27 protein-coding genes and 1 pseudogene are annotated in these 24,816 nt (G+C 60.6%); 13 read left to right on the top strand and 15 right to left on the bottom strand.

Translation table 11 applies throughout. From position 1 onward, the window contains the following. The first annotated feature begins 236 nt into the window (after nt 1-236). Nucleotides 237-860, top strand: a complete 624-nt coding sequence (locus tag QN219_RS19210) for a cytochrome b (protein WP_284001435.1) — start codon at nt 237-239, stop codon at nt 858-860. Next, complete coding sequence (locus QN219_RS19205; RefSeq protein ID WP_284001434.1) at nt 857-1,450, top strand: YceI family protein; 594 nt, start codon at nt 857-859, stop codon at nt 1,448-1,450. Before QN219_RS19210 ends, QN219_RS19205 begins: the two co-directional genes overlap by 4 nt. Before the next feature lie 14 nt (nt 1,451-1,464). On the opposite strand, the gene QN219_RS19200 is transcribed toward QN219_RS19205, so the two are convergent. Then, the gene (locus tag QN219_RS19200) at nt 1,465-2,781 is read right to left on the bottom strand and encodes an FAD-binding oxidoreductase (RefSeq protein WP_284001433.1); all 1,317 of its coding nucleotides are present in this window, start codon (nt 2,779-2,781) and stop codon (nt 1,465-1,467) included. A 29-nt stretch (nt 2,782-2,810) separates the two neighbouring features. Further along, nucleotides 2,811-3,740 carry an alpha/beta fold hydrolase gene (locus QN219_RS19195; RefSeq protein ID WP_284001432.1) on the bottom strand — a complete coding sequence of 310 codons (930 nt, stop codon included), beginning with the start codon at nt 3,738-3,740 and terminating at the stop codon, nt 2,811-2,813. Nucleotides 3,741-3,951: 211 nt separating this feature from the next. Between QN219_RS19195 and parE the strand changes: the two genes are divergently transcribed. Beyond that, nucleotides 3,952-6,015: a DNA topoisomerase IV subunit B gene (gene parE, locus QN219_RS19190; protein WP_284001431.1), complete on the top strand. Its 2,064-nt coding sequence runs from the start codon at nt 3,952-3,954 to the stop codon at nt 6,013-6,015. A gap of 28 nt (nt 6,016-6,043) precedes the next feature. Here parE and QN219_RS19185 read toward each other — a convergent pair whose 3' ends face one another. Then, entirely contained in the window at nt 6,044-6,514 is a 471-nt protein-coding gene (locus tag QN219_RS19185) for a GNAT family N-acetyltransferase (RefSeq protein WP_284001430.1), read from the bottom strand. 225 nt (nt 6,515-6,739) lie between these two features. Here QN219_RS19185 and QN219_RS19180 point away from each other — a divergent pair, with 225 nt between their 5' ends. After that, nucleotides 6,740-7,183 (top strand): hypothetical protein, encoded by a 444-nt coding sequence (locus QN219_RS19180; RefSeq protein ID WP_284001429.1) that lies wholly within the window; start codon nt 6,740-6,742, stop codon nt 7,181-7,183. Between the two features lie 47 nt (nt 7,184-7,230). Here QN219_RS19180 and QN219_RS19175 read toward each other — a convergent pair whose 3' ends face one another. Beyond that, entirely contained in the window at nt 7,231-8,370 is a 1,140-nt protein-coding gene (locus QN219_RS19175; RefSeq protein ID WP_284001428.1) for a DUF2336 domain-containing protein, read from the bottom strand. 72 nt (nt 8,371-8,442) lie between these two features. Between QN219_RS19175 and QN219_RS19170 the strand changes: the two genes are divergently transcribed. Next, the gene (locus QN219_RS19170) at nt 8,443-9,168 is read left to right on the top strand and encodes an aldolase/citrate lyase family protein (protein ID WP_284001427.1); all 726 of its coding nucleotides are present in this window, start codon (nt 8,443-8,445) and stop codon (nt 9,166-9,168) included. 24 nt (nt 9,169-9,192) lie between these two features. Here the strand turns inward: QN219_RS19170 and QN219_RS19165 are convergent, their stop codons facing one another. Then, a complete protein-coding gene (locus QN219_RS19165) occupies nt 9,193-9,795 on the bottom strand; it encodes a flavin reductase family protein (protein ID WP_284001426.1) in 603 nt (200 codons plus the stop codon). Next, nucleotides 9,795-10,379: a nitroreductase gene (locus QN219_RS19160; RefSeq protein ID WP_284001425.1), complete on the bottom strand. Its 585-nt coding sequence runs from the start codon at nt 10,377-10,379 to the stop codon at nt 9,795-9,797. Before QN219_RS19160 ends, QN219_RS19165 begins: the two co-directional genes overlap by 1 nt. 100 nt (nt 10,380-10,479) lie before the next feature. Between QN219_RS19160 and QN219_RS19155 the strand changes: the two genes are divergently transcribed. Next, a complete protein-coding gene (locus tag QN219_RS19155) occupies nt 10,480-11,481 on the top strand; it encodes a hypothetical protein (RefSeq protein ID WP_284001424.1) in 1,002 nt (333 codons plus the stop codon). Nucleotides 11,482-11,529: 48 nt separating this feature from the next. Here QN219_RS19155 and QN219_RS19150 read toward each other — a convergent pair whose 3' ends face one another. The 6 genes from QN219_RS19150 to QN219_RS19125 form a co-directional block, all read right to left on the bottom strand. Then, complete coding sequence (locus tag QN219_RS19150) at nt 11,530-12,369, bottom strand: lysophospholipid acyltransferase family protein (RefSeq protein WP_284001593.1); 840 nt, start codon at nt 12,367-12,369, stop codon at nt 11,530-11,532. 99 nt (nt 12,370-12,468) lie between these two features. Next, on the bottom strand, nt 12,469-14,451 hold the full coding sequence (gene thrS / locus QN219_RS19145) for a threonine--tRNA ligase (protein WP_284001423.1): 1,983 nt from the start codon (nt 14,449-14,451) through the stop codon (nt 12,469-12,471). A 233-nt stretch (nt 14,452-14,684) separates the two neighbouring features. Then, nucleotides 14,685-15,224: a DUF1697 domain-containing protein gene (locus tag QN219_RS19140; RefSeq protein WP_284001422.1), complete on the bottom strand. Its 540-nt coding sequence runs from the start codon at nt 15,222-15,224 to the stop codon at nt 14,685-14,687. A gap of 15 nt (nt 15,225-15,239) precedes the next feature. After that, entirely contained in the window at nt 15,240-15,659 is a 420-nt protein-coding gene (locus QN219_RS19135; RefSeq protein ID WP_289624190.1) for a DUF2267 domain-containing protein, read from the bottom strand. A 5-nt stretch (nt 15,660-15,664) separates the two neighbouring features. Next, nucleotides 15,665-16,033, bottom strand: a complete 369-nt coding sequence (yidD, locus tag QN219_RS19130) for a membrane protein insertion efficiency factor YidD (protein WP_284001420.1) — start codon at nt 16,031-16,033, stop codon at nt 15,665-15,667. Between the two features lie 3 nt (nt 16,034-16,036). Then, a complete protein-coding gene (locus QN219_RS19125; RefSeq protein ID WP_284001419.1) occupies nt 16,037-16,483 on the bottom strand; it encodes an iron-sulfur cluster assembly scaffold protein in 447 nt (148 codons plus the stop codon). A gap of 340 nt (nt 16,484-16,823) precedes the next feature. On the opposite strand from QN219_RS19125, the gene folE reads away from it, so the two are divergent. The 3 genes from folE (at nt 16,824) to QN219_RS19110 (ending at nt 19,277) form a co-directional block, all read left to right on the top strand. Then, nucleotides 16,824-17,441, top strand: coding sequence for a GTP cyclohydrolase I FolE (folE, locus tag QN219_RS19120; protein WP_173512658.1), 618 nt, complete (start codon nt 16,824-16,826; stop codon nt 17,439-17,441). Between the two features lie 124 nt (nt 17,442-17,565). Further along, on the top strand, nt 17,566-18,018 hold the full coding sequence (hisI, locus tag QN219_RS19115; protein WP_284001418.1) for a phosphoribosyl-AMP cyclohydrolase: 453 nt from the start codon (nt 17,566-17,568) through the stop codon (nt 18,016-18,018). Between the two features lie 302 nt (nt 18,019-18,320). Beyond that, complete coding sequence (locus QN219_RS19110) at nt 18,321-19,277, top strand: patatin-like phospholipase family protein (protein ID WP_284001417.1); 957 nt, start codon at nt 18,321-18,323, stop codon at nt 19,275-19,277. A 131-nt stretch (nt 19,278-19,408) separates the two neighbouring features. On the opposite strand, the gene QN219_RS19105 is transcribed toward QN219_RS19110, so the two are convergent. After that, the gene (locus QN219_RS19105; protein WP_284001416.1) at nt 19,409-19,837 is read right to left on the bottom strand and encodes a CBS domain-containing protein; all 429 of its coding nucleotides are present in this window, start codon (nt 19,835-19,837) and stop codon (nt 19,409-19,411) included. Nucleotides 19,838-20,274: 437 nt separating this feature from the next. Then, the gene (locus QN219_RS19100; RefSeq protein WP_284001415.1) at nt 20,275-21,000 is read right to left on the bottom strand and encodes a rhomboid family intramembrane serine protease; all 726 of its coding nucleotides are present in this window, start codon (nt 20,998-21,000) and stop codon (nt 20,275-20,277) included. Between the two features lie 329 nt (nt 21,001-21,329). Here QN219_RS19100 and QN219_RS34015 point away from each other — a divergent pair. Beyond that, nucleotides 21,330-21,689, top strand: a pseudogene (locus QN219_RS34015) (PAS domain-containing protein); the annotation flags it as partial. Between the two features lie 78 nt (nt 21,690-21,767). Here QN219_RS34015 and QN219_RS34010 read toward each other — a convergent pair. Beyond that, nucleotides 21,768-21,983, bottom strand: a complete 216-nt coding sequence (locus QN219_RS34010) for a hypothetical protein (RefSeq protein ID WP_284001609.1) — start codon at nt 21,981-21,983, stop codon at nt 21,768-21,770. A gap of 70 nt (nt 21,984-22,053) precedes the next feature. On the opposite strand from QN219_RS34010, the gene QN219_RS19085 reads away from it, so the two are divergent. The 3 genes from QN219_RS19085 to QN219_RS19075 all read left to right on the top strand — a co-directional run. After that, on the top strand, nt 22,054-22,662 hold the full coding sequence (locus QN219_RS19085) for a PilZ domain-containing protein (protein WP_269276295.1): 609 nt from the start codon (nt 22,054-22,056) through the stop codon (nt 22,660-22,662). Between the two features lie 609 nt (nt 22,663-23,271). Then, nucleotides 23,272-23,880: a transglutaminase-like cysteine peptidase gene (locus QN219_RS19080; protein ID WP_284001414.1), complete on the top strand. Its 609-nt coding sequence runs from the start codon at nt 23,272-23,274 to the stop codon at nt 23,878-23,880. A 233-nt stretch (nt 23,881-24,113) separates the two neighbouring features. Beyond that, nucleotides 24,114-24,816: hypothetical protein (locus tag QN219_RS19075; protein WP_284001413.1), on the top strand; the 703-nt coding region annotated here is incomplete at its 3' end.

Genomic DNA, 24,816 nt, shown 5'->3' with positions numbered 1-24,816 from the left:
GGCCTAGCAAATAGCGGGGGCAAAAAAAAGCGCTTCGTCCGGAATAATCCGGGACTGCCGACGATCCCGCACCCAGTCGGAGACATATTCTCTGCTGCCCCGAAGTGTTCGGCGCGCCTTTGCCGCACTGTTGCGAATTTTGCGGCATCGCCAACGAATAAAAACAGGGCGTCATGCGTCTCATGCGGTGCACCGGCCGGCAGAAAGAATTGCGACCTGGATGCCCGGAGGTTGCGATGTTGCGCAATAGCGAGACAGGATTCGGATGGGTGACAATCGTGCTGCATTGGACCATTGGATTGCTGATCCTCGGGTTGCTCCTGCTCGGCTTCATCATGCGACGCACCGGAATCGATCCGGCGCTACAGTTCGCGCTCTACCAATGGCACAAATCGTTCGGCTTCGCCGCGCTCGGGCTTGCCCTCATCCGCACAATCTGGTGGCTCGTCGAACGAACCCCATCACCACCCGCGAGCGTCAGCCCGCTCGAACGCAAGGCCGCTCGCCTGACACATGACACTCTGATCGTTCTTGGGATCGTTGTGCCGTTTACCGGTTGGGCGGTCGCCTCTGCGTCGACGCTGAACATTCCGAGCTTCTTTTTCAACATGATCGTCATTCCGCATCTGCCGCTGGCGAGGTCGGAGACTTCGGAAAATTTCTGGACCTTCGCCCATGCGCTGCTTGCCTATGTGGCGTTGGCCATGGTCGCGATCCACGCTGCGGCGGCGCTCTATCACCATTTCAAGCGAGGTGACGAGGTGCTTACGCGAATGCTCCACCCCGCAGTCGGCGTGAGTTCGGGCGGCAGGAGCGCGCGAAAACGCCACGACGCCGCTGTCGGAGGAAATGATCGATGACAATTACGATCAATTCGGCGGTAAAAGCGACGCTGTACATCGCTTTCGTATTCTCAACATCAGTGGCAAAGGCCCAGGCACCGGCACTTGCGGACGCCGCCGGAAGCTACCGTATCGCCAGTTCTTCGAGCATCCAGTTCAGCGTTGGGCAGGTTGGCGGTGGTGGCGGCATTGCCGGCAGGTTCGCCAAGTTCTCCGGCGGCTTCCGTATCGATGGCGCCAATATCGAGCGCTCCTCCGTCGAGTTCACGCTTTACCCGGAGAGCGTCAGGGCGAGCGAGCGGCGGGTGGAAGATTTCCTGCGTTCCAGTGCCGTTTTCGATGCGGCAAACTTTCAAACCGTGACCTTCCGCTCGACCCGAGTCCGGCAAACGGGGCCTGCCACAGCAACGGTCGAAGGCGCGCTGACGGCGCGCGGCAAGACACGCAAGGAGCGCTTTGCGGTTACGCTGACCGATTGGAACAGGCGCTCGATCTCCTTCACCATCCGTGGCAGCATCCGCCGTTCACCCTATGGCATGGACGTCGGCACGCCGATCTATTCCAATGTGGTCGAGTTCAACATGAGAATAACCGGGCAAAGGAGATGAAGACCGCCCCGCCATCATGTCTTCATGTTCAGCGCGGTGCGGCGCCAGAAGTCAGAAACCATAGCCGGATCGCGCAGCTTTTCGAGCCTTTCCCATGAGGGGAACGACGCTTCGAAGATTTCCGGGCTCATGCGGGTGTCCTTGCATGGATTTACAGAGCCCCCGGCGTCCATGACGATGCGGTCGAGGGCGTCCAGTAACGTCGCCGTTGCGTCACCCTGATCGGCAAAATCCAAAGTCAAAGCAAAACCCGGCCGTGCGAACGACAGAAGGCCGCGAGGGACAATGTCGCCAAAGCGCCTCAGCACCGTCTGAACGGAAGCATGCCCGGCGCGGCGCGCCGTCTCCAATAGTCGCGCGGTGATCTCCGGTGCATTCTCAGCGGGATAGGCGCTTTGATGTTGGCACGGTCCTCTCGGACCATAGAGCCGATTTCGGTCGCCGATCGCATCCTGCGGATAGAAGTAGGACGTCCATTTCATCGTCGAAACGGTCTCGACGGCTGTTTCCCGACGAAAGCGGTATTCGTTCAGAGCCCTCAATGTAATCGTGTTCAGGGTATTGAACGGTGGGGAGAAAGGTACGGAAAACCGCAATTTCTTGGGAACGTCCGGGAATTCGCAGGATCCATCCGCATGATCACCGGCCAGAAAGACGCCCCGGCCCATCCGGCGCCCGGTCGCAAGCTGATCGATCCAGGCGATGGAGTATTCATGTTCTTCATCGATGCGCTCAGCGAGAGCGAAGTATTCATCGAGACTGCCGAAGCGGATTGCATGCTGCTGGATATGCGGCGACGGCACCTTCATCAGCCGAAGATCGACGGTGAGGATCAGTCCCGTCAGCCCCATGCCGCCGATCGTGGCGGCAAAGAGTTCGGCGTTTTCGTTCACCGAACAAACCAACCTCTCGCCGTTCGAACGCAACAGGGTCAGGCGTTGGACGTGATTGCCGAAGGTGCCGCGGGCATGATGATTCTTGCCATGCACATCGGTAGCGACGGCACCGGCGACTGTCGCCAATGCAGTGTCCGGCGTGACTGCCAGGAAAAAGCGGTGCGGGATCGCCCGAATAAGGATGTCGTGGAGCGTGACGCCGCCTTCGCAAGAGATCAGGCCCGTCCCCGGATCGAACGCCAGGATGCGGTTGTGCCTCGCGCTGTCGATAAGAGTTCCGCGATTGTTGCGGCAGCAGTCACCGTAGCTGAGGCCGTTGCCGAACGGCAGGTATGCCATCGGTTCAATCGAGCCGACCTGATCCTCATAGTCGTCCGGAGACACGGCCCGGCGCGGTCGGTCCTCGATACGTCCCGAACGTTCGAACGCGCTCATCTTTGTTGCAGTCCGCTTCAAGACTTCCTCTACCGGCTGGCAATCCAATTCAGGGCGTCTCGCCAGTCGGTCATCCGAACCGGCGTACCATGCGAACCTGTTTCGAACAGCACGAAACGCGCCGGATAATCTCTGGCCCTAAGCGTGCGATAGAGCGCCACCTGATACTTGGCGCGATAGACACTGTCGCGGCTGCCGTGGCTGAAAAACACCGGCAGCCTGGCCCTATAGGCGGCGCTTCCCACAAATTCCGGATCGGTCGCGCCACCCATGATCATCATGCCGCCGAGCGCCGCCACTGCCGTCTGTTCGCGAGCAACGCCCCAGCAGATGAAGCTCCCCATCGAAGCACAGGCAAGCACGACGGGCCGGCCGCCGGAGCGCTCGGCGGCGAAGCGGATCAATGCCGAGATATCGTCGACACCTGCCGCATCGAAGGACCGCACGCTTGGAGCATAATAGGTGCCGCCATTGGCAAAGGCGAGATTCTTGAGGCGGTTGAAATTGCCGCCGAAGGAAAAATCGTTTGCACCGAGACGCCGGTCACCACCGCGGCCATGGATGAAGATCACCGTAAACGCGGCACCGCGATCCGGACCGACGCGCATGACGTCGAGCGAGCGTCCGTCAAGGTTGCGTGTCTCGTTGACCTGCGCGCTTTTGACCCCAAGGGAAACGTAGGCGCGCTTGACGCGCCTTTCCGGAATCTGGTCGCGCTCGTTGATATCGCGCAGTTCCTGGTAGTCGACGACGCGGAAATCACCACCGTCGGTCTCTTCAAGCACATTGCGATAACCGAACAGTTCGTCCCTGTATGGCTCCAGGGGCGCTGCCTCGGCGGCGAGACCGACAAAAAGAAGGCTCGGGAAAAGAAGCCCTGCCATCAGACGCCGGACGGAAAAAACAGTTGTGGACATGAACAGCCGACGGGCTCCCTCATTCGGTACATGCCTTGCCATCGCCATCACGGCAAAGCAACACTGAAGCAGACAGCCCAAGCTCTTACGGTATTCTGCCTGTCCGAGATACCGAAATTCGCCTTTTGTTCGCGCTTGGCGCAAGACTCTGGCAGAATTCGGGTGATTCGCGCGACACAATGATGGCGGCAGCGTCCAGCTCTTGCTATGGGCCTCTGCGACACCAGACGACAGGAACGATCTGAACGACCCCATGGACGACAGCAGCGATCTCTTTTCAGCAATGCCCCCGCAGCCGAAGCCGGCGGCATCTAACGCTCCTTCGCGCAAGCCTGCACCGCCCGCGGGCAGCGAAGAACCGCGCCCCGCCCCGAAGACCAGCGACGGCAGCGACTACGACGCCTCGGCGATCGAAGTGCTCGAGGGGCTGGAGCCTGTGCGCCGCCGTCCGGGCATGTATATCGGCGGCACGGACGAGAAGGCGCTGCATCATCTCTTCGCCGAGGTCATCGACAACTCGATGGACGAAGCGGTCGCAGGGCATGCGAATTTCATCGAAGTGAGCCTCGACGCCGAAGGCTTCCTCACCGTAACGGACAATGGCCGCGGCATCCCGGTCGAGAACCATCCGAAATTCCCCAACAAATCGACGCTTGAAGTGGTGATGACGGTTCTGCACGCCGGCGGCAAATTCGACGGCAAGGCCTACGAAACCTCCGGCGGTCTGCACGGCGTCGGCGTTTCCGTCGTCAACGCGCTGTCGGACTCGCTCGAGGTCGAGGTCGCGCGCAACAAGAAACTCTACCGCCAGCGCTTTTCGCGCGGGGTCCCGCAGGGTGGCCTCGAGGAACTCGGCGATGTCCACAACCGCCGCGGCACCAGGGTGCGCTTCCATCCGGATCCGCAGATCTTCGGCCCTCACGCGCATTTCGAGCCGGCACGGCTTTTCCGCATGGCCCGCTCGAAGGCCTATCTCTTCGGCGGTGTCGAAATCCGCTGGTCCTGCGATCCATTGCTGTTGCCGGAAGGTTCGGAGATCCCGGACAGGGCCGTCTTCCATTTCCCGGGCGGCCTCAAGGACTATCTTGCAGCAACACTCGGCAAGGAATTCACCGTCACGCGTGAGATCTTTGCCGGCAAATCGGAAAAATCCGGCGGCCACGGATCGCTCGAATGGGCTGTCACCTGGTATGGCGGCGACCAGCAGGTTCACTCCTATTGCAACACGATCCCGACGCCGGAGGGTGGGACGCATGAGGCGGGCTTCCGCATTGCGCTCACCAAGGGGCTCAAGAACTATGCGGAGCTGACGCAAAACAAACGCGCGGCGATCATCACCACCGACGACGTGATGATCTCGGCGGCCGGCATGCTGTCGGTCTTCATCCGCGAGCCGGAATTCGTCGGCCAGACCAAGGACAAGCTGGCGACGGTCGAGGCGCAGCGCATCGTCGAAAACGCACTGCGCGATCCCTTCGACCACTACCTCGCCGACAATCCGGCAGAAGCCGCAAAGCTTCTTGACTGGGTGGTCGAGCGCGCCGAGGAGCGTGTTCGCCGACGCAAGGAGAAGGAAGTCAACCGCAAGACGGCGGTGCGCAAGCTGCGTCTGCCGGGCAAGCTCGCCGACTGCTCGCAGAACACGGCCGAAGGTGCCGAACTCTTTATCGTCGAGGGCGACTCGGCAGGCGGGTCGGCAAAGCAGGCGCGCAACCGCGCGAACCAGGCCATCCTGCCGCTCCGCGGCAAGATCCTGAATGTCGCCAGCGCCGGACGCGAAAAGCTTAGTGCCAACCAGCAGATCGCCGATCTGATCCAGGCGCTCGGCTGCGGCACGCGATCAAAATATCGCGAAGAGGACCTGCGCTACGAGCGAGTCGTCATCATGACCGACGCCGACGTCGATGGAGCCCACATCGCGTCACTGCTCATCACCTTCTTCTATCAGGAGATGCCGGAACTCATCCGCGGCGGTCATCTCTTCCTCGCGGTCCCGCCGCTCTATCGCCTCAGTCAAGGCTCGAAGACGTTCTATGCGCGCGACGATGCGCATCGCGAGGAGCTGATGCGCACGGAGTTCAACGGCCGCGGCAAGGTTGAAATCGGGCGGTTCAAGGGTCTCGGCGAGATGTTGCCGGCACAGCTCAAGGAAACGACCATGGATCCGGCAAACCGGACGCTGCTCAAAGTCGAGATCGACGACGTCGATTTCGAGGGTACGCGCGAGGCCGTCGACAATCTGATGGGAACCAAGGCCGACGCCCGCTTCCGCTTCATCCAGGAACGCGCCGTTTTCGCCGACAACCTGGACATCTGAGCGGAAAGGCGACGCGCGGCTTTCGCGCTCAGGCAACCTGCCGGACCGGCTTTTCCAGGAACAGGCTCAGTGGATCGGGCAGATAGCTCCCGAAGGGCGGGCGCTCCTCATAGCCGAATGCCTTGTAGAGGCCGATCGCCTCGGGCTGATAGATGCCCGTTTCCAGTCGGATTGCCGCAAGCCCGCGCGTCTCCGCCTTGGCTTCGAGAGCTGCAAGAAGGTGCTTGCCGATCTTGAGGCCCCTCGCCTCGAGATCGACGAACATCCGCTTGATTTCAGCCGTGCCGTCGCCCGCTTCCACGAGCGCGCAGCAACCGACGATTTCACCATCGCGCCGCGCGACGAAAAAGGAAACGGTCGGCTTTTCCAGCGTGGAGAGATCGACAAGGTGGTTGCTCTCTGCCGGGTAAAGCGACGCCGCGTACGCATCGGACAATTCGAGCAGACGGACGACGGCCGGCTGGCGGGGGCTTTCCTCGGCGATGGTGACAGCGGTCAATTTCAGTTCCTCGACAGAAGCCCTTGCAGCACAATGGATAGCGCCGCATTTCAACCGGACCAATACGACAAATGGCGCAGGATTGCGGATCGCAGATTTCAAAACGGGTAACAAGCGGAAACAATTCTTTTTGCCGTCGCAACAAGTTTGCCCCACTCCCGAGAGAATCGGTCCGTCATAACAACTGCCAGACTACCCGCTGCCTGCTCAAACACCGGAGAGACCATGAAAGCCGCCCTCATCGTCATGACGATCCTCGGCTGCGACGACAATGTCAGCCAGTGCCACTATATCTCGACCGTCAATGGCAGCTGGCAGTCGATTGCCCATTGCGACACGGAATCCCAGCAGGAACTCCCCAGGTTTTCGGACAAGAACTATCCGGTCGTCGTTGCCGTATGCGAAACCTCGGGGCCGGACATGATGGCATCCACCGCCCCTCAACCGGATGTCGCCGCCGCGCCGCAGCAGACGACAGCGGTGCCGCTGCAAACAACAGCGCAACCGCAGACGCAGCCGGATGAAGCGAAGCCGGGCATGCCGAAGCGAGCCCTGGCCTTGCTCAGCGGTGCTGTCCCGGATCGGGAGAAGCTAAAGGCGATCGTCAGCGCACCCGTCCACTATATCGAGGATGGTTATTCGTGGGTCGCACGTCGTTTCGGCGACTGACCGGCACCCCTGCCAGCATCGGATGGAGCCGCAAGCGCACGAACTGCTCAGGCAGCTTCGCGCGCGGCCACCAGTGCATAGTTTCGAGCAGTTTTTCGCTGCTCGGCGAAAGCCAGGCGTTCCACGAGGTCCGCCATCGCACTCAAGGCTTCCGAAGGCTTAGGCTGGCGGCGAATGTGTGCAAGGAGAGCCGAAGTTACTGATTGCGGTGCGCCTTCATCACCCGCGCCGATGTCCTTTCGCCAGAGAAGCACAGCCTCCGCAAAGGCCTCGCTCACGTCGCGACCAAGCCCGGCACTTTCGAACAGCGCCCGGATCGGATGGACGCGGCCACCCGAAAGGATCGCGCGAACCCGCTTTTCCGCGACACCTGAAAGATCGACGATCGCGGCCGAGAAGAATTCTGTTCGACCGCTGCAAAGCGCGTTGAGGAGGAAAGCGGGCGTCAGACGGCCGGCCTCGCGCAAATGGGTGGCAAGGTCAGGCAACTCCTGATGCGAAGCGGCCTCGATGATTGCAAGGGCAGCCGTGTCGCAGGCCTCTCGCGCGACGCGCTGTACACGCCCTTCACCGATCACCGCCTGCACAAGTCCGCAAATCGCGAGCGCAGCGCCGACCTTCTCGACCAGCTCATGGCGGGCCTCGCTCGGGAGGTCATCGCGCGCCAGCAACCGATCGCGCACCGCCGGCGCATTGCCAAGACGGTTGGCGATCCTCTTCAACGACCAGCGCGACAGCGTTGCACCCTCGTTCTCGAGCAGGATCAAAACCTCGTCCTCGCCGCCGATCTCCGCAATGGCTGCCGCGACCGCGCGGGACACCGCGCTGCGGGCCGCGATCAGCGCGCGGGTCTCTGCCGTTCCTCGCGCCGCCAGATCGACGAGGTCTTCATCCGTCAATACCGGCGAACGGGAAATGGCGATATAGGCGATCTCGGGCTGGTCTTCCGCGAGCGCCATGACGATCGCGCGTGGAATCGTCGAGCAATCCGCTAGCGCCTCGATCAAAGAGCGCCGCACCTTCGGCGAAGGATCGTCGAGCAGAAAGGTCATGGCCATTTCGGCGGCGCGCCGGTCGATCCCGTTCATCTCGGCTTCGACATAGGCGCGGCCCAGCGCGCTTGCGGCGCGGACGCGATCGCTCGTTCTCGCCGTTTCTACCCAGCGAAGAAATGCTTGTATGATCACCTATGCCCCACTAGACACCGAACAGCCCCAATGTTCGGAGCCTAGCGGCCAAAGGTTTAAGATTGGTTCACCATGTCTGTTAACCGCCAGCAAACCATCAAGCCGCTCCTCTATCTGCCGGCAACCGCGCCGCTCCCGGAGGCGGATATCCTCGGTGCCGTTCAAGGCATCGTCTTCGACGCAACCGGTGGCAACGGCGTGCGGGACCTGGCTTCAGAAATAACCACTACGCGCTGCTTCATCCGCATCGGACCGGTCGAGAACCTCACCGAGGTGGATCTCGACGGGGTGCTTGCGTCGGGGATCGACGGCGTCGTCCTTACCGAATGTCACGGGCCAGCCGATATCCAGAAGCTGGATGTGCTGTTGAGGGTTGCCGAAGCGATCGCCGGCAGCGCGGCGGGGAGCCTGGCAGTTCTGGCGGAATACGCGACGACGCCGCAAAGCGTGTTGTCTCCCCACTCGCTGAAAGGAGCCTCGCCCCGACTCAAGGGGTTCGTCTTCAGCGCGGCATTGCTCGCCGAATCCGCCGGCTGCGCCGTGCCCTCCGAGGAAAAGGACGCGGCACCGGTGATTGTCGCCGGTCGCGCCGCGGCCGTGCTAAGGGCAAGCGAGGCCGGCGTTGCAGCCTATGACATGCTGCCGGGGGACGCGGACACCGAGGCAGCGGTCAGACGATATTGCGCGGCGAGTGCGAGGAACGGCTTTTCGGCCGTGGCCGCACAGTCACCGCAGCAGATCGCTCTAATCGGTGCGGCCTCGCTGTCTTCTCAAACCTCTGCCGGCGGCGGCCGATAGAACCGGCACTGCGGCCAGGCAGCTTCAGCGCTTCGGGCGCACCATCTCGAAGACGTCGCCGCCATCGCAATAATCCATGTAACCCAGTCGGGCGAGCGGCCTGACAGTCGCCGCGTCGAACCGGCCATCGCGGATCGCTTCATCGCGGATATGAATGCCCACGACCTCACCGAAGACGACATAGCTCTCGGAAACCACCCCATCGAGGCCCTTGGGGCGGAACATTTCGGTCATCCGGCATTCGAGCGCCGCGAAAGCCTCGCCGACGAATGGTGCTTTGACAAGGGTGCCTTCGACTGGCGTCAGCCCAGCGACTTCGAACTCGCTTTCACCGTGCGGTGCAGCAACCGAGGTCAGATTGACCGCGGCACTCAAGTTGCGGCTGGCAAAGCTTGCGGTGAACTCGCCGGTCTCCTCGATATTGCGCACCGAATCCTTGTAGCCGCTCGAGGAGAACATCACGAGCTTCGGGTGGTCGCTGATCGCGTTGAAGAAGGAATAGGGCGCGAGGTTTTGCGAGCCGCCTGCGGCCCGCGTGCCGATCCAGCCGATCGGCCGCGGCGACACGATGGCCTTGAAGGGATCGTGTGGCAGGCCATGCCGGTTCGCGGCCGTGTCGTAGAACATCAGGTCTCTTCTCCGACCCAGGTCACGATCTCGGCGAGTTCCGGCCGCGGGCGTTCCGTCGGCGGCACCATTGCCGTGCCGATATGAATGAACCCGGCGACCCTTTCGCCCGGCCCGACACCGAGCAGAGGATAGGCTCTCTCGTCGAAGGCGAACCATTCGGTGAGCCAGTTGGAGGCATAGCCAAGTGCATTCGCCGCTATCAGAAGGTTGAGGCAAACGGCCCCCGCCGACATCACCTGCTCCCACTCGGGTATCTTGAAGTGCGGCGCGGCCTTGCTGACCACGGCGACAACGACCGGTGCGCGCGTCAGACGCGTCTCTTCCACCTTGATCAGGTCCTCCGAGAGATCGGGTCTGGCGGCAAGGGCCATCTTCTTCAACTCTGTGCTGATGCGCGCCCTCTCCTCACCGCGGTAGACGATGAAGCGCCAGGGTGCGAGCTTGCCGTGGTCCGGCACGCGCGACGCGAGCGTCAGCATCTCCTCGACCTCGGCCTTGCTCGGGCCGGGAGGTCCCATCTGGAAGGCGGGAATGGACCTGCGCGAGGCGAGATAATCGACAAGCTTTATTTCGGTTTTCATATTGTCTGAATTCCATTAATTTGCCGCCGGACCGGCAGCCACGAAAATGCCATACCGGCGTCTCAAGTGGAGTCACCCAGTCAGGAAGTCAACTGTTCTCATGCGCATCCGTCCTCGTATTTTTCCGAGTACCGTCTTGACGATCATGCTCGTCAGTGTCGGTGCCGGATATGCGCTTGCAGAAGATCCGACCGACGCCTTCAAGAGCTTCCCGTCGATTTCCGGCACCCGGAAAATGCCGAAGCTCACAAGCTTCAACCCGCTGATTGCCGATCCGAGCCAGGGCGGAGAAATCAAGGACGTCAAGCTCGAGGCTTTGTTGACGGCAAAAGGACAGCCGGTCGAATCGGGCCTGACCTGGCGGGTCTTCAGCCCGATCCCCGGCAGCGACGGAAAGTTGCCGCTGCTCGCCACGTCCGAGGGTGGTTCGACAGCCTTCAACCTTGTGCCCGGCGAATACTTCGTCAATGTCGCGTTCGGGCGAGCCGGCGCCACGCGCAAGATTCGCGTGCCCGAGCAAGGCAGCCTCGACAAGCAGGTGCTGGTGCTGGACGCCGGCGGCGTAACGCTCAATGCCGTTTCCGGCAGCGACGTGCGCATCCCGCCGAACGAGCTCAGTTTTTCGATCTTCTCCTCCGACGTGAAGGAAGATGGCGAGCGCGCCCTGATCATCGCCGACGTCAAGCCCACCACCGTCATCCGGCTCAACGCCGGAACCTATCACGTCGTCTCCGATTACGGCTCGGTGAACGCCGTGATCCGCGCCGACATTCAGGTGGAGGCGGGAAAATTGACCGAAGCGACGATCCAGCACCGTGCGGCGAAACTGACTTTGAAGCTCGTCTCGGAAGCGGGCGGCGAAGCGATCGCCGACACGGCCTGGTCGATCCTCACCTCCTCGGGCGACGTCGTCAGCGAAAGCGTCGGCGCCTTCCCGACGCTCGTCCTCGCCGAAGGCGGATATACCGCCGTGGCGCGCAACAAGGACAAGATCTATCAGCGCGATTTTGCCGTGAAGGCGGGCGTCAACACCGATGTGGAAGTGCTGCTAAACGGGAACGACGCGGCCAATACGGCCGCGAACGCGGAAGCACAGGACTGACGCGAACAATTACACCGCCGCTCCCTACGGGAGCTTCCTGTCGTCACGTCATCCGATGCGCTTGAGAAGCTGACGACGCGGTGGAGCCATCGAGAACACTGCGTCATATATACGGGCAAGCAGATCCTTGCGGTCGCCATGAGCGCGCAATTCCTCCCAGGCGAGAACACGGCCGATGCGAGCGGCAATCGTCGTGCCTGATAGTCGTCGGAATTCGCGGATCAGCAATGAAATCCTTAGCGTCAGCGACACCTTGCTGGCGAGATGAAACAGCGGCCCGTTCTGTCCCTCGAAGTAGATTGGGATAACGCTTGCCCGGGCAGACTGGATCAGTCGCGCCGGGAACATTTTCCATGGCAGATCCTCGGCCTTGCCGAAGCCTCTTCTCGCCGTCGCAACGCCGCCGGCGGGGAAAACGATGATCGTCACCCCCTCCTTCAGGAGCCGTACCGCCTCGTGGCGTGTCGCCATGTTGAGCGCCAACGCCTCCTTGGTCTCCTCGAACGAGACGGGGAGCGAATAGGGTGCAATCTCCGGCACCTTCAGGAGTTCATTGTTGATCAGCACCCGGAAGGGACGGCCGAGTTGCTCGGCGAGAGAAAGTACGGCAATGCCGTCGCCGATGCCAAAGGGATGATTGGCGACGATAACGAGCGGCGTCTCGGGCAAATGGCGCGGCGGCCATTCTCCCTGGACGCGGATCCGCACGTCGATCAACTGCAACATCTCGCCGAAGATACGATCGCTCTTGCCGACGATGTCGGCGCGCCAGCGGGCATAGAGCTTGGCGTAGCGGTTGCGGCCGGACAGGCCCTCAACGGAGCGAATGAACCAGCGCTTCAGGCGCCGGTCGTTCTCGTTCGCATAGGACAATTCTTTGAACTGCACAGAAGACCGCTTCACTTGCCCGCCCGTACTGGGCGGCGCCTTCAAATCCGGATAGTCCCGGAACATTACAGTTTCCTGACAGACGAAAGTCCCGGAGCGCTAGCCCCGGGCTTTCTTTTCCGCCTTGCGCTTGAGATCCGGCGCCATCGCCTCTGCCGAGAGCGATGCGATCGCCTCATCAAGCGACATCGCGGTCTGCGCCTGCGAGCCCAGACGACGGATGTTGACCGAACGCTCCTCCGCCTCGCGCTTGCCGCACACCACGATTACGGGCACCTTCGTCACCGAATGCTCGCGGACCTTGTAGTTGATCTTCTCGTTGCGGAAGTCCGTTTCAACGGTAAGTCCCGCCTCACGCAGAAGCGCTGCAACCTCGCGACCGTAGTCGTCGGCCTCGGAGGTAATCGTGGCGACCACCACCTGCAGCGGCGAGATCCAGAGCGGCATGTGACCGGCAAAGTTCTCGATCAGGATGCCTAGGAAGCGTTCCATGGAACCGCAAATGGCACGATGGATCATCACCGGCTGGCGCTTTTCGGAATCCTTGTCGATGTAAAAGGCGCCGAAACGCTCCGGCAGGTTGAAATCGACCTGCGTCGTACCGCACTGCCATTCGCGGCCGATAGCGTCCTTCAGCGTATATTCGAACTTCGGACCGTAGAAAGCACCCTCACCCGGCAGGATACCGGTCTTGATGCGGCCTTCGGACTGCGCCTCGATCGTCTTCAGCACCTCCGTCATCACGGCCTCGGCGCGATCCCAGAGGGCGTCGGAGCCGACGCGCTTCTCCGGCCGCGTCGACAGCTTGACGACGATTTCCTTGAAACCGAAATCCTCGTAGACCGACAGGATGAGGTCGTTGATGCGCAGGCATTCGGCCGCCATCTGCTCATCCGTGCAGAAGACATGCGCGTCATCCTGCGTGAAGCCGCGCACGCGCATCAGGCCGTGAAGCGCGCCCGACGGCTCGTAACGGTGCACGTTGCCGAACTCGGCGAGCCGAACCGGCAGTTCACGGTAGGACTTCAGGCCGTGCTTGAAGATCTGGATGTGACCCGGGCAATTCATCGGCTTCAGCGCAAAGACGCGATCGTCATCCGTCTCTTCGCCGGCGACAGTCACCTTGAACATGTTGTCGCGATACCAGCCCCAGTGGCCCGAGGTTTCCCAGAGCGACTTGTCCAATACCTGCGGCGCGTTGACTTCCTGATACGTGTTGGCCAGTCGCCGACGCATATAGGCGACCAGCGTCTGGAACATGCGCCAGCCCTTGCCGTGCCAGAAGACGACGCCAGGGCCCTCCTCCTGGAAATGGAAAAGGTCCATCTCGCGGCCGAGGCGGCGATGGTCGCGTTTTTCGGCTTCGGCAAGCACGTGGAGATATTGATCCAGTTCTTCCTGCGTGTGCCACGCGGTGCCGTAGATGCGCGTCAGCATCGGATTGTTGCTGTCGCCGCGCCAGTAGGCGCCGGCCACTTTCATCAGCTTGAAGGCCGTGCCGATCTGGCCCGTCGAGGCCATGTGCGGCCCGCGGCAGAGATCGAACCAGTCACCCTGGTAGTAGATCTTCAGGTCCTGGCCTTCAGGAATCGCATCAACGAGTTCGATCTTGTAGTTCTCGCCCTTGGCGGCAAAGACCTCCTTCGCCTTCTCACGCGACCAGATCTCCTTGGTGAAGGCTTTATTGCGCGCGATGATCTCCTTCATCTTCTTCTCGATGACCGGCAGGTCGTCGGGCGTGAAGGGCTCGTTCTTGGCGAAGTCGTAGTAGAAGCCGTTGTCGATAACCGGACCGATGGTCACCTGCGTTCCCGGCCACAGTTCCTGGACAGCCTCGGCCATGACATGGGCCGCGTCGTGGCGGATAAGCTCAAGCGAACGCTTGTCTTCGCGCGTGACGATCTCGATGCGTCCATCGGTCACGGCGTCCGAAAGGTCGCGCAGTTCGCCATCGAGCGCGATCGCGACAGCCTTCTTCGCAAGTGACTTCGAAATCGACTCGGCCACATCGCGACCGGTCGTGCCGGCGGCGAATTCGCGAATGGAGCCATCAGGAAATGTAAGGGAAACGGTATGCGACATCATTATCTCCTATCCAGTCCCGCCAACGAATGCGGGTGGTATGGTTGCCGGGCTTTTGCATGACTGCAGCCGCCGATTATTGACGCGCGCCTGATAAATGTTTTTGACGGTCGAGTAAAGGAGCGGCCTACAGCGCCGCGCGTCTTATCAGACGCGCAAAGCACGCTGCAGCACTTTGAATGGCTGCATGTTTTTTTCTTAAACCGACTACGATTTAAGGAAGCATGCAGAGGTCAACCAGGCAGCATCGCGCGCAGACCGCGCACCGTGTTCCAGTTGCGGAACGTACCGACGCCCAGGCGCTTGGTGGTCAGGACGCCAAGCAGCTTCGATTCGCTGGCTTTTCCGGCGAAATCCACCCAGAGGTCGCCGCCGACGATTTCCATACGCTCACCCTGGGAACAATGGCCGCGGAACATTTCGAGCAACCCGGCTTGAAGCGGTGAGCGCATAACCCGAACATGGACACGCGTCGGATCTGCCTCGCTTTCGGCGGGAAACGGGTTACCAGCGGCAAGCTTCCGCCAATCGTCGCCAACCCGCGCGATGATGTCGACGTGCCGCCCGAACGTGACGGCAAATGCCGCTTCCAGTTCGGCCTCAATGTCGGCAAGAGGCTTGTCGGGCGCGTCGAAAACGATATTGCCCGTGGAGACAAGGGTGCGCGGTCCGAGATAGCCGAGACGCTCCGCCATGGCTCGCAGGTCGGTCATAACGACACGCCGCTTTTCCCCAAGGATGATGCTGTAGAGCAAGGCCACATAATTCTTCATCCGCCGACCCCGAACTCAGGCACGCCAGAAATCGGTTGCCCCTGCCGGCAGCCGCGCCAGCACGCGGTCCAGTACCGCTTCGTCCACGTTTCGACGCAACGCTGCCGCAACATCAGCAATTGCGGTATCCGGAGAAAGGTTGTGATCGGGGCGGAGCGATTGCACTTCGCGCGTCATCGCAAAGCGGCCGGCGAAGGGCATCTGCGGCTCTTCCAGATCCCAGTCGGCGACAAAGATAGCCCGAAGCACCGGCGGCAAGGCATTTGCGAAAAGCAGCGCGTCGGGAACATCGAGACGCCGGCGGAAAGTCTGCAAAACCGCCTGCACCATGGTATAGGCCTGATTGGTGGTCTGAAGACCGGCAATATCGCGCACGTCCAGAATAAACCGGTCGAAATCGGCAGAGGCCTGCCGGTATTCCATCGGCACTGTCATCGTGCTCACGCCTCCTTTGGACGCGACTGCCAATAGCGCCATGGGGCATACCAGATCTGGCGTGACATCAGCGTTTCCGGCACTGGATCGAAACCATGGGTTCCCCCCGGCCCGCAGCGCGCCACGCGGAAGAACGTCATCCAGCCACCAGCCCAAAGGCCGTGGCGGGCAATCGCCTCGAACCCATATTCCGAGCAGGTCGGCAAATGCCGGCAGGAGTTGCCAATGAAACTCGACAGCGTGAGCTGATAGGTGCGGATGAAGGCCATGCCGAAGATCCGCCCCGGCGTCTTGCGAAACGGGCCGGACCAATTCCGCCCCCTGCGGCAGGCCCGCGGGGCGAAAGCATGGTTGTCGTGAGGCTTGTTGCACATCGCTCAGACTGCGGCCGCAAGCCGCCTCGCCTCGATCTGGCCTATGGCGTCAACCACCGCATCGAAGGTCAGCATGGTTGACGCATGGCGCGCCTTGTAATCGCGAACCGGCATCAGGAAACGCATGTCCTCGAAGCGACCCGATGGGCCCTCGCCGTCCGCCTTCAGCATGGCCAGCATATCCTCCCGGGCTCTCCGGATTTCATCGGCGTTCGCACCGACGACATGGCGCGCCATGATCGAGGACGATGCCTGTCCAAGCGCGCACGCCTTGACGTCATGGGCAAAGTCGGTCACGACGTCACCCTCCATCTTCAGCCAGATCCTTACTTTCGAGCCGCAGAGCTTCGAATGTGCGGCCGCTTCCGCGTCGGCATCCGCCAGCATCCCGATGCGAGGGATGTTGCCAGCGAACTCGAGAATTCTGTTGTTGTAGATGTCATCCATCATTTGACGCGATCCGGCTCATTTTTCGCGGTTTTGGGTAATTGGCGCATGATTTTCTCCGGTACACAGGAAAAAAGCACCGCACTGCACATTCGGCCTCTTTCATCCATGTGGCACCATACTATATGCTATGTCGTGTTGGGGCGACAGTTCCGCAAGGGAACATCAAGTCGCCTGTTGTTTGGGAAACCGTGCCGGACGGTCCAGTGCACTGCTAAGCCAGGACCCGAAAGCCCCGGAGCCCGCCAACGGAACCCAAGCCTGCAGGGTTAGGCGAATGGCCAGTGGCGAGTTGTCCGAAAGATAAAACGTCAGCAATCCCGTATTGCTTAAAGGGGCCATTATGGACGCCATAGTGAAGAATTTTCCTTTGCTCGACGATACGAGCGGCCGACCGACCCAGAAGGAGGCCGAGGAAGCCGTTCGCGTGCTGCTCAGGTGGGCGGGCGACGATCCGGAACGCGAGGGCCTTAAAGACACGCCGGCGCGTGTCGTCAAGGCTTACAAGGAACTGTTCGGCGGCTACGACCTCGCGGCAGAAGATGTCCTCGGACGAACTTTCGAGGAAGTCGCCGGTTATGACGACATGGTGCTGGTAAAGGACATTCCGTTCTTTTCGCATTGCGAGCATCACATGGTGCCGATCATCGGCAAGGCGCATGTCGCCTACATGCCGAATGGCCGTGTCCTCGGCCTTTCCAAGATCGCCCGCGTCGTTGACATCTATGCCCGCCGGCTGCAGACGCAGGAGACGATGACGGCGCAGATCGCCAAGGCCATCGATGAAACGCTGGCGCCGCGCGGCGTTGCCGTCATGATCGAGGCGGAGCATATGTGCATGGCCATGCGCGGCGTTCAGAAGCAGGGCTCGACAACGCTGACGACGACATTTACCGGTAGTTTCCAAACCGATCCGGCTGAGCAGGCTCGTTTCATGACCATGCTGCGGGGCTTCAAGTAAGCTCTACTGCGAGTTTCCTCAAATCGCAGCCGATTTAAGGATAAAACATGCAGCAATTCAAACGCTGCAGCGTCCTTTGCGCGTCTGATTAGACGCGCGGCGCTGTAGCGACGGAGCCTACACCATGCCCCTCACCTTCGACATCCCCTCAGAAGACAAGGCTGTTCTGGAGACCGGACCGGCGTTTACCCCCCGCTTCGACGAGAAAGGACTTGTCACCGCCGTCGTCACCGATGCGCGCGACGGCGAGTTGCTGATGGTCGCTCATATGAACGCCGAAGCGTTGGCCCTGACGATCGAAACCGGCATTGCGCACTATTACAGCCGTTCGCGCAAAGGCCTGTGGAAGAAGGGCGAGAGCTCGGGCAACCTGCAAAATGTCCAGGAAATCCGAACCGATTGCGATCAGGACGCCATTTGGCTGAAGGTCTCGGTCGCCGGCCACGACGCCACGTGCCATACGGGCCGCCGCTCCTGCTTTTACCGCACCGTGGGCGTCGAAGACGGCAAAGCTACAGTGTCGATCACCGACGACCGCAGACATTTCGACCCGGCAGCAGTTTACGGCAAAAATTAAACATCTGCATTTTCTTGGTGCAACTGCGTGTTATATTTATTTTTTGGCAACCAAAAGGGCGCCTAATCATTATTCATGAAGCGGTTACCGTCGAAACAGCGGCCAAGCCGAAAGTGTTGCAGGCTGTATCTAATGTTTATCGCTCCCGCCAAGATTGAAGGCGGGATCGGTGGTATATCTCAAATAAGGTGCCAGTCTTTCACCAATGAATTCGAATAAGACGGCACCATCGCCGGCTTGGCAGGGGCCTCCTACAAGACGCGCGCACTTAGTAATCTATTCGGCGATGTTGGAGGTGCCGGATGTTGAACTGGACATTCACGCGCAGCAATCAGGTCCCCGATTTAACCGGTCCAGATGGATCTTCGGTTACGACTGCTCCGCCTGCACCGGCTCCGTACCCCTCGAAACCGAAGATCGCCATAGCCCTTGGCGGCGGCGCAGCTCGCGGCTGGGCGCATATCGGCGTACTCCGGGCACTTGACGAGGAAGGCATCGAGGTGGGCATGATTGCCGGCACGTCGATCGGCGCCCTTGTGGGCGGCTGCTATCTCGCCGGCAAGCTCGATGAACTGGAGTCCTTTGCCCGTTCCCTCACCGTTCGGCGCATTGCTGGCCTGCTCGATTTTGCGATCGGTGGCGGAGGCTTGTTCGGCGGCCTGCGACTGACCAAGCGCATGCAGGAGCACCTGCAGGGCCTCATTATCGAGGACCTCGATCGCCCCTTCGTTGCGGTTGCGACCGAAGTTCACAGCGGCCATGAGGTCTGGATCGAGAAAGGTTCGCTTATAACCGCCATTCGCGCGTCCTATGCGCTTCCCGGAATTTTCGAGCCGATCAGCGCCAATGGCCGGGTCCTCGTCGACGGCGCTCTGGTCAACCCGGTTCCGGTTTCGGTTTGCCGCGCTTACGAGCAGCAGCTCGTCGTCGCGGTCAACCTCAACTACGATCTCTACGGACGCTCGGCCGTCGTCAAGCACAGCGCCGGCATGGAAGCAGTGGATGCGCAAATAAGGGATGGTTATTCTGCGCGGCTCGGCATGACCAGCGTCATGGTACAAGCCTTCAATATCATCCAGGACCGAATTTCACGCGCCCGGCTTGCCGGCGATCCGCCGGATCTCGCCCTTCATCCAAAGCTCAACGATATCGGCCTTTCGGAATTTCATCGGGCCGGCGAAGCGATCGATCGCGGCTACCACGAAGCGAAAGCCAAACTCGCTGAAATCCGGCGCGTGCAGGAAGTGCTGGTGCGCTGAGCGCTCCCCCGCGTGAGTGCCGACCCGGTTACAAGATCGAACGCGTCGAGTCACTCGGATATAAGGACGGCGGCAGGGGACGAAAAGAAGTTATGCCCTGGAGAGGGCGGCCTTGCACCGCCCTCCCCCAATCAACCTGCAATATAGGCCTTGATCTGTTCGGCCTCGTGCTCAATTGCGCGGATATGGTGCTTCACGACGTCGCCGATCGAAACGATGCCGGCCAGGCGACCTTCCCTCTCTACCGGCAAATGCCGTGCGCGCAGCTTGCTCATCATTTCCATCAGCGTATCGATAGACATTTCCTCGCGGCAGCAATAAACGTTCTGCCACATGACGGTAGAAACCGGGCTGTCGAGACAGTTAGCACCGTATTTAGCGATCGCGGCCACGACATCCCGCTCCGTCAGAATGCCGACGATCTGATCGTCCGGATCGACGACGACCACCGCCCCTATATGGTTATCATGCAGAAAGGTCGCGGCCTGATGAACTGTCACATGGGGCGTGACGGTCACGACGTTGTGGCCTTTTTCGTTGAGAATCGCTCTTACCGACATGCACACATCTCCCGTTACGACTAAGCCGGGCTGGCGGGGAGCGTTTCTGGCCATCTCGTGTGCAGCGCCGAGCGTCGCTTCGGATGCTTGATGGTCGCTGTAACACCCTGAATCTCAGCATAATCAAGGAACTATGCAGAGTGGTAGTGGCGCAGGAACCCGTCCCAATTTCCTATGCCGTTCACTGGCCGTCGCACGCTTCTGCGCAACGCCACGCCCCGACATCCGGCCTTCCACCGCTCGCCTTCAAGGCGACCGTAGGGAATGGTGCTCCAGTGATCTTGGGAAATCAAGCCTTGTAGTCCGGCCCCTCGGGTCTCCCAGGCATCACATTTATGAATCCGGATTGAAACAATCCGGGATCACAAATGCGATCGTTTCTCGTAGCTTACAGATGGACATCGGAGAAAAACCGGTGCCCACTGTTCCCATCCCGCCTAGTCGCGCGGATCAAAAAGCCCGAACAGGAGGAAGCCGAAGAGGAAACCACCGATATGCGCTTCCCAGGCCACGGTTCCCGCACCACCGACGGAGAACATGCCGAACCCCACCAGAAAGTTGGTCAGGAACCAGATGCCGGTGAACACCAGGACCGAGCGGTTGGCGAGCGTTTCCGTTAGCGAAAGTCGGCGGTTGAGATGGGCGAATTGGCGGCTGATGCGGCCGCTCGGCGAGAAGACGAAGCGCGCCGCCGCCCCCATGAAGCCGGAAACGACGCCGGAGGCGCCAACCACGACGACAATTTCGCCCCAATGAAACGCCGTGTGCAAAGCGACGGCGGCAGCGGCCGAAAGGCACCAGAAAACGGCCAGACGTGCCATGCCGATGCGCCGCACGACCGGCGCCCCGAATGCGACCATCCAGAAGATATTGAAGATGAGATGATCCCAGCTGCCGTGCAGAAACGAATAGGTGACCGGCGTCCAGAGCCAGACGAGTCCTTGCTCCGACAGCGGAAGGGTGTAACGAACCGGCAGGAAGGCGAAGTTGAGGATCAGTTCCTGATCTGCGGCCGCCGACAGGAGATAGGTTCTCAACGCATGGACAGCGATCAGGAGCAAGAGGATGCCCGTAAGCCCCGCCGGGAGGTTGAAGGCGGGCTCGCGGCTGCGGTCCGCTTCGCTCTCGGCATCAGTTGGCGTCGCTGCCTGATCTCGTTCCATGGCTTCTCTCTTCCATCGCTTACGCGTTCGCGATCAGGTTCGACGGCTATGCCGCCGCCGCATAGCGCGAAGGCATAAGCAAACGAAAAAAGACCGTCCAGTAAAAACTGAACGGTCGGTGAGCCCTTATAGCCGAGCTCCAATCGCGTGCTGAAGGCAAACCTTCGTGAGTGATGGCATTTAAGTGCCAGCAGGCGGCGCCGAACGCAATCGAAACCGAACGTTAACCTTAATATCGGCGTGGCACGAAATTCGCTCCTCCATTCCTGAAATCCAAGGAACCGCGCCCGCTGTGCCAATTGGGAACAGTCGGAGCACGGATTGACGGAATGAACGGGCACATGCACTGCAAGACAACGATAGAGCTATTGCGATACTGGAACAGGTTGCGGGGCGAACGGGATTTCCCTCGCCGCAATGAGATCGAACCTCCAGAAATTTGTTCCCTGCTGCCGAACCTCTTCATCCTTGAGCGGCAGGCAAGCGGTGACATCCGCTTCCGGCTCGCCGGGACTCATGTCTGCGCTCTTTTCGGTCGAGAGCTGCGTGGGCAGCCATTCGGCGCGCTCTGGCCAGGCAGCGAAGCGAGTGAAACCGTCGGGATTGCCGATCAGGTGATGATGCAGCGCATCGCAGTCGTCCTGTCCGCCTGCGGCGTGACGGCAGGCGGTGAGCGACTGGACACCGAATTGCTGCTCACACCGCTCGGCTCGCCGCAGGGTCACTGCGATCGTATCCTTGGATCCTTGGCACCGCTCTCGCGTCCGTCATGGCTCCACATGACATCGCTTGAATGCCTTGTCGCGCACGGCCTGCGGATCCTCGACAGCAGGCATCATGGTCTTGAGGATGTGGCCGAGACGCCCCATGCTGCCGACACGACAAACCGACATGGAGACGTCGGTCGCAGGGTTCAGCATCTGCGCATCGTCGAAGGCGGACGGGAACGCTGAACGGGAGGCGCGCGTGGTCCAGCCGAGCACTGGCGAACCTTCTATTAACCGAGACCACTTATAGTTTTGCAAGCAAGGATGCTTCGATCGCAGAGTGACCATGTTCTCGTTTCAGCACGCACAAAACAACGGCCCGAAGCCGCACCAGGAAAGTGCCTTTCAGCGCGTTTCGGTAAATCTTTCGGGACGGCTGATGCTTGCCAATCGCGATGAATTTGATTGCACCGCAGTCGACATGTCGCCGGGCGACGTGCTCTTTTCCTCGCCCGCCCGCCCGCGCGCCGGCGAGCGGATCATCGCCTATATCGAGCACGTCGGGCGTCTCGAGGGCACCGTGTCACGGCTCGCGGAACATGCTTTTGTCATCCAGCTCAATGCGACGGAGCGAAAGCGCGAGAAACTGGCAGCGCAACTCACCTGGATCGCAAACAAGCATGAACTCGGCTTGCCGGAAGACCGGCGCCACGACCGTCTCGTCCCGCGCAAGGTGCTGACGGAACTCACGCTCGGCAACGGCGAAAAGTACGCCTGCCGCCTCATCGATCTCTCCCTCTCTGGTGCTGCGATCGACGTCGAGAACCGGCCCGCGATAGGCACGCCCGTCAAGCTCGGCACCATGAAAGGCAAAATCGTCCGCCACTTCCAGGAAGGCGTGGCGATCGAATTCTCCGGCATCCAATCTCGCGAAGCACTGGCCGAATTCCTTTGAGTGATAGCGGCGGCGCCCGGCGGGCCGCCAGCAGCAGATCCAAGAACATCCTCGATTCGCGGACATCTCACCGACATCTCGCGCAAGCACCCGCCGCCAATGACGGTCGTTCGCCGTCGGGCACGCCCTTGTGGCGTCGTTTGCACCGTCACGGACCGTCGCGGAAGCACTGAGCGTTCGACAGAACGCCAATGGTGCCATCCCGTTTGACATTCGTGCGCGCTGCTCGAATATTTTTCGGAAAGGTCTCTCGCTCCTCGCCCCCGCCAGCGCAGAATTGCGCATTAATCGCAGTCTTGACGACCGGAATGCTCGACATCGGGACCGGCGACAGGGTCGAATACACGGCCGCCTGCATTTCGGCCTTGTCGATCGCTCCGTTTGAAATAACCTTTGTTTTTCAGCCGGGTAGCAAGACTCCGGCACTCCCGTGCGTTCTCAAGCGCGGGAAATTTCATTAGAATTTGAATCAAAATCTATTCTTATTTGAGCCGATATTTATTCTTATTTGCCGCGCATACTATTCTTATTTGTACTTGTTTTTACCTCGCGTCTTCGCCGCAGATAAAAAACTCTGTGCCATTGTCGAACCGTAACGGGGAGACAACAATGCACAACGCCATCACCAAGACGGTAGCCGTCGCGGCCCTTTTCGTCGGGTTCCTGACCGAGGCAGCCCTCGCCCTTCCGGCCAACATCACGGTGGGCGGCACCACCAATCCGCCGATCGGTCACTACGAATTTTGCAAAAGCAATCCGTCCGAATGCACCGCCAACGAAACTGATAACGGCCCGATGGTTCTGACCCGCGAAGGATGGCAGAAAATTCTCGAGGTCAATCATGAGGTCAATCAGGCCGTGACCCCGATGACGGATATGGAAATCCATGGCGTCGAAGAAGAATGGTCCTATCCGGACGCAGTCGGCGACTGCGAGGACTATGTGCTCCTCAAGCGCCGCAACCTGATCGAGAGCGGTTTCTCTCCCGCCGATCTCTTGATCACCGTCGTGCTGCAGCCAAACGGCGATGGTCATGCGGTTCTGACCGTCCGCACCGACCGCGGCGACTTCATCCTCGACAACATGCGCAGCAAGGTGCTCCGCTGGTCGGAGACCGAATACACCTTCCTGAAGAGGCAGTCTTCGGAGAACGCTGGACGCTGGGTGAAATTGCAGGACGGCCGTGCCGTGGCAGTCGGCAGTGTAAAGACGCAATAGAAAATATCGAGGCACCCCGTCTGCAATGCCTTTCGGGCTTCTGGTCCCGCGTCCCCGTGCAAGACCAAGCCCTCGCCGGTTCCCGTTGTCCCCGGGGCCGGCTTTTCTCTTTTCCAAGGGTCCGCCGCCCGTCCGTAACCACGCCGCCTCGGACGGACTTCATCGAAAATTAACCATCTTCAACGACCGTCGGGCATAGCAAACCACCAGGCTACCGCGACGGACGACCCTTCATGAACGCGCCATCCAGCGGCAGCCCCGAACCGGAATTTTCGCCGCTCCTCTCGCCGCGCTTCATATACAAGGTTACCGCTGTCGTCGTTCTGCTGGCGGTCCTGACTACGATGGTCTCATTTTCCGGACACTGGTTTGGAGAAAATCTCGCTCTTGCCGGACACACCTCCAGTCGTGAAACCTACGATATCTTCATCGCACAGGATCACCTGCGGCTGCCGGCCAATATCATCCGCTTCGAAAGCCAGCGCGCGACCAGCATTGCCGAGCGCATCGATCTTTACCTGACCTGGCCGGCGCTGGAAGGCTACAGCGACGAAACCCGGCACCTGTTCAACGATCTCAACCGACCGGAAAACCTGATCTTTCTGCAACTTTCGCAGAGCACGATGTCGCAGGACATGTCGGGTCGGCTCGGGCCTATCTATCGCCACATCCTCAGCGAAGAGACGCGGCCCGGTCCCGCCGGGTTGACCCGACATGACACCAAATCGAATACCGGTTATGCCGGCGAGGTTTTCTTCACCGCGGACCGCGACGGGCGACCATCCTACGTCCTGCGCTGCATGCTGCCCGACGACGCCGACGCGTCGACCAGCGCCGATTGTCAGCGCGACGTGCACGTCGGCAAGGACCTCGCCGTTCTCTACCGCTTTTCGAGCAAGCTGCTGCCGCAATGGCGATTGATCGAGGATTCCGTAG

Source organism: Sinorhizobium sp. 8-89, from assembly GCF_030124325.1.
GTDB lineage: Bacteria > Pseudomonadota > Alphaproteobacteria > Rhizobiales > Rhizobiaceae > Sinorhizobium.
This window is presented reverse-complemented; position numbering and strand designations above follow the sequence as displayed.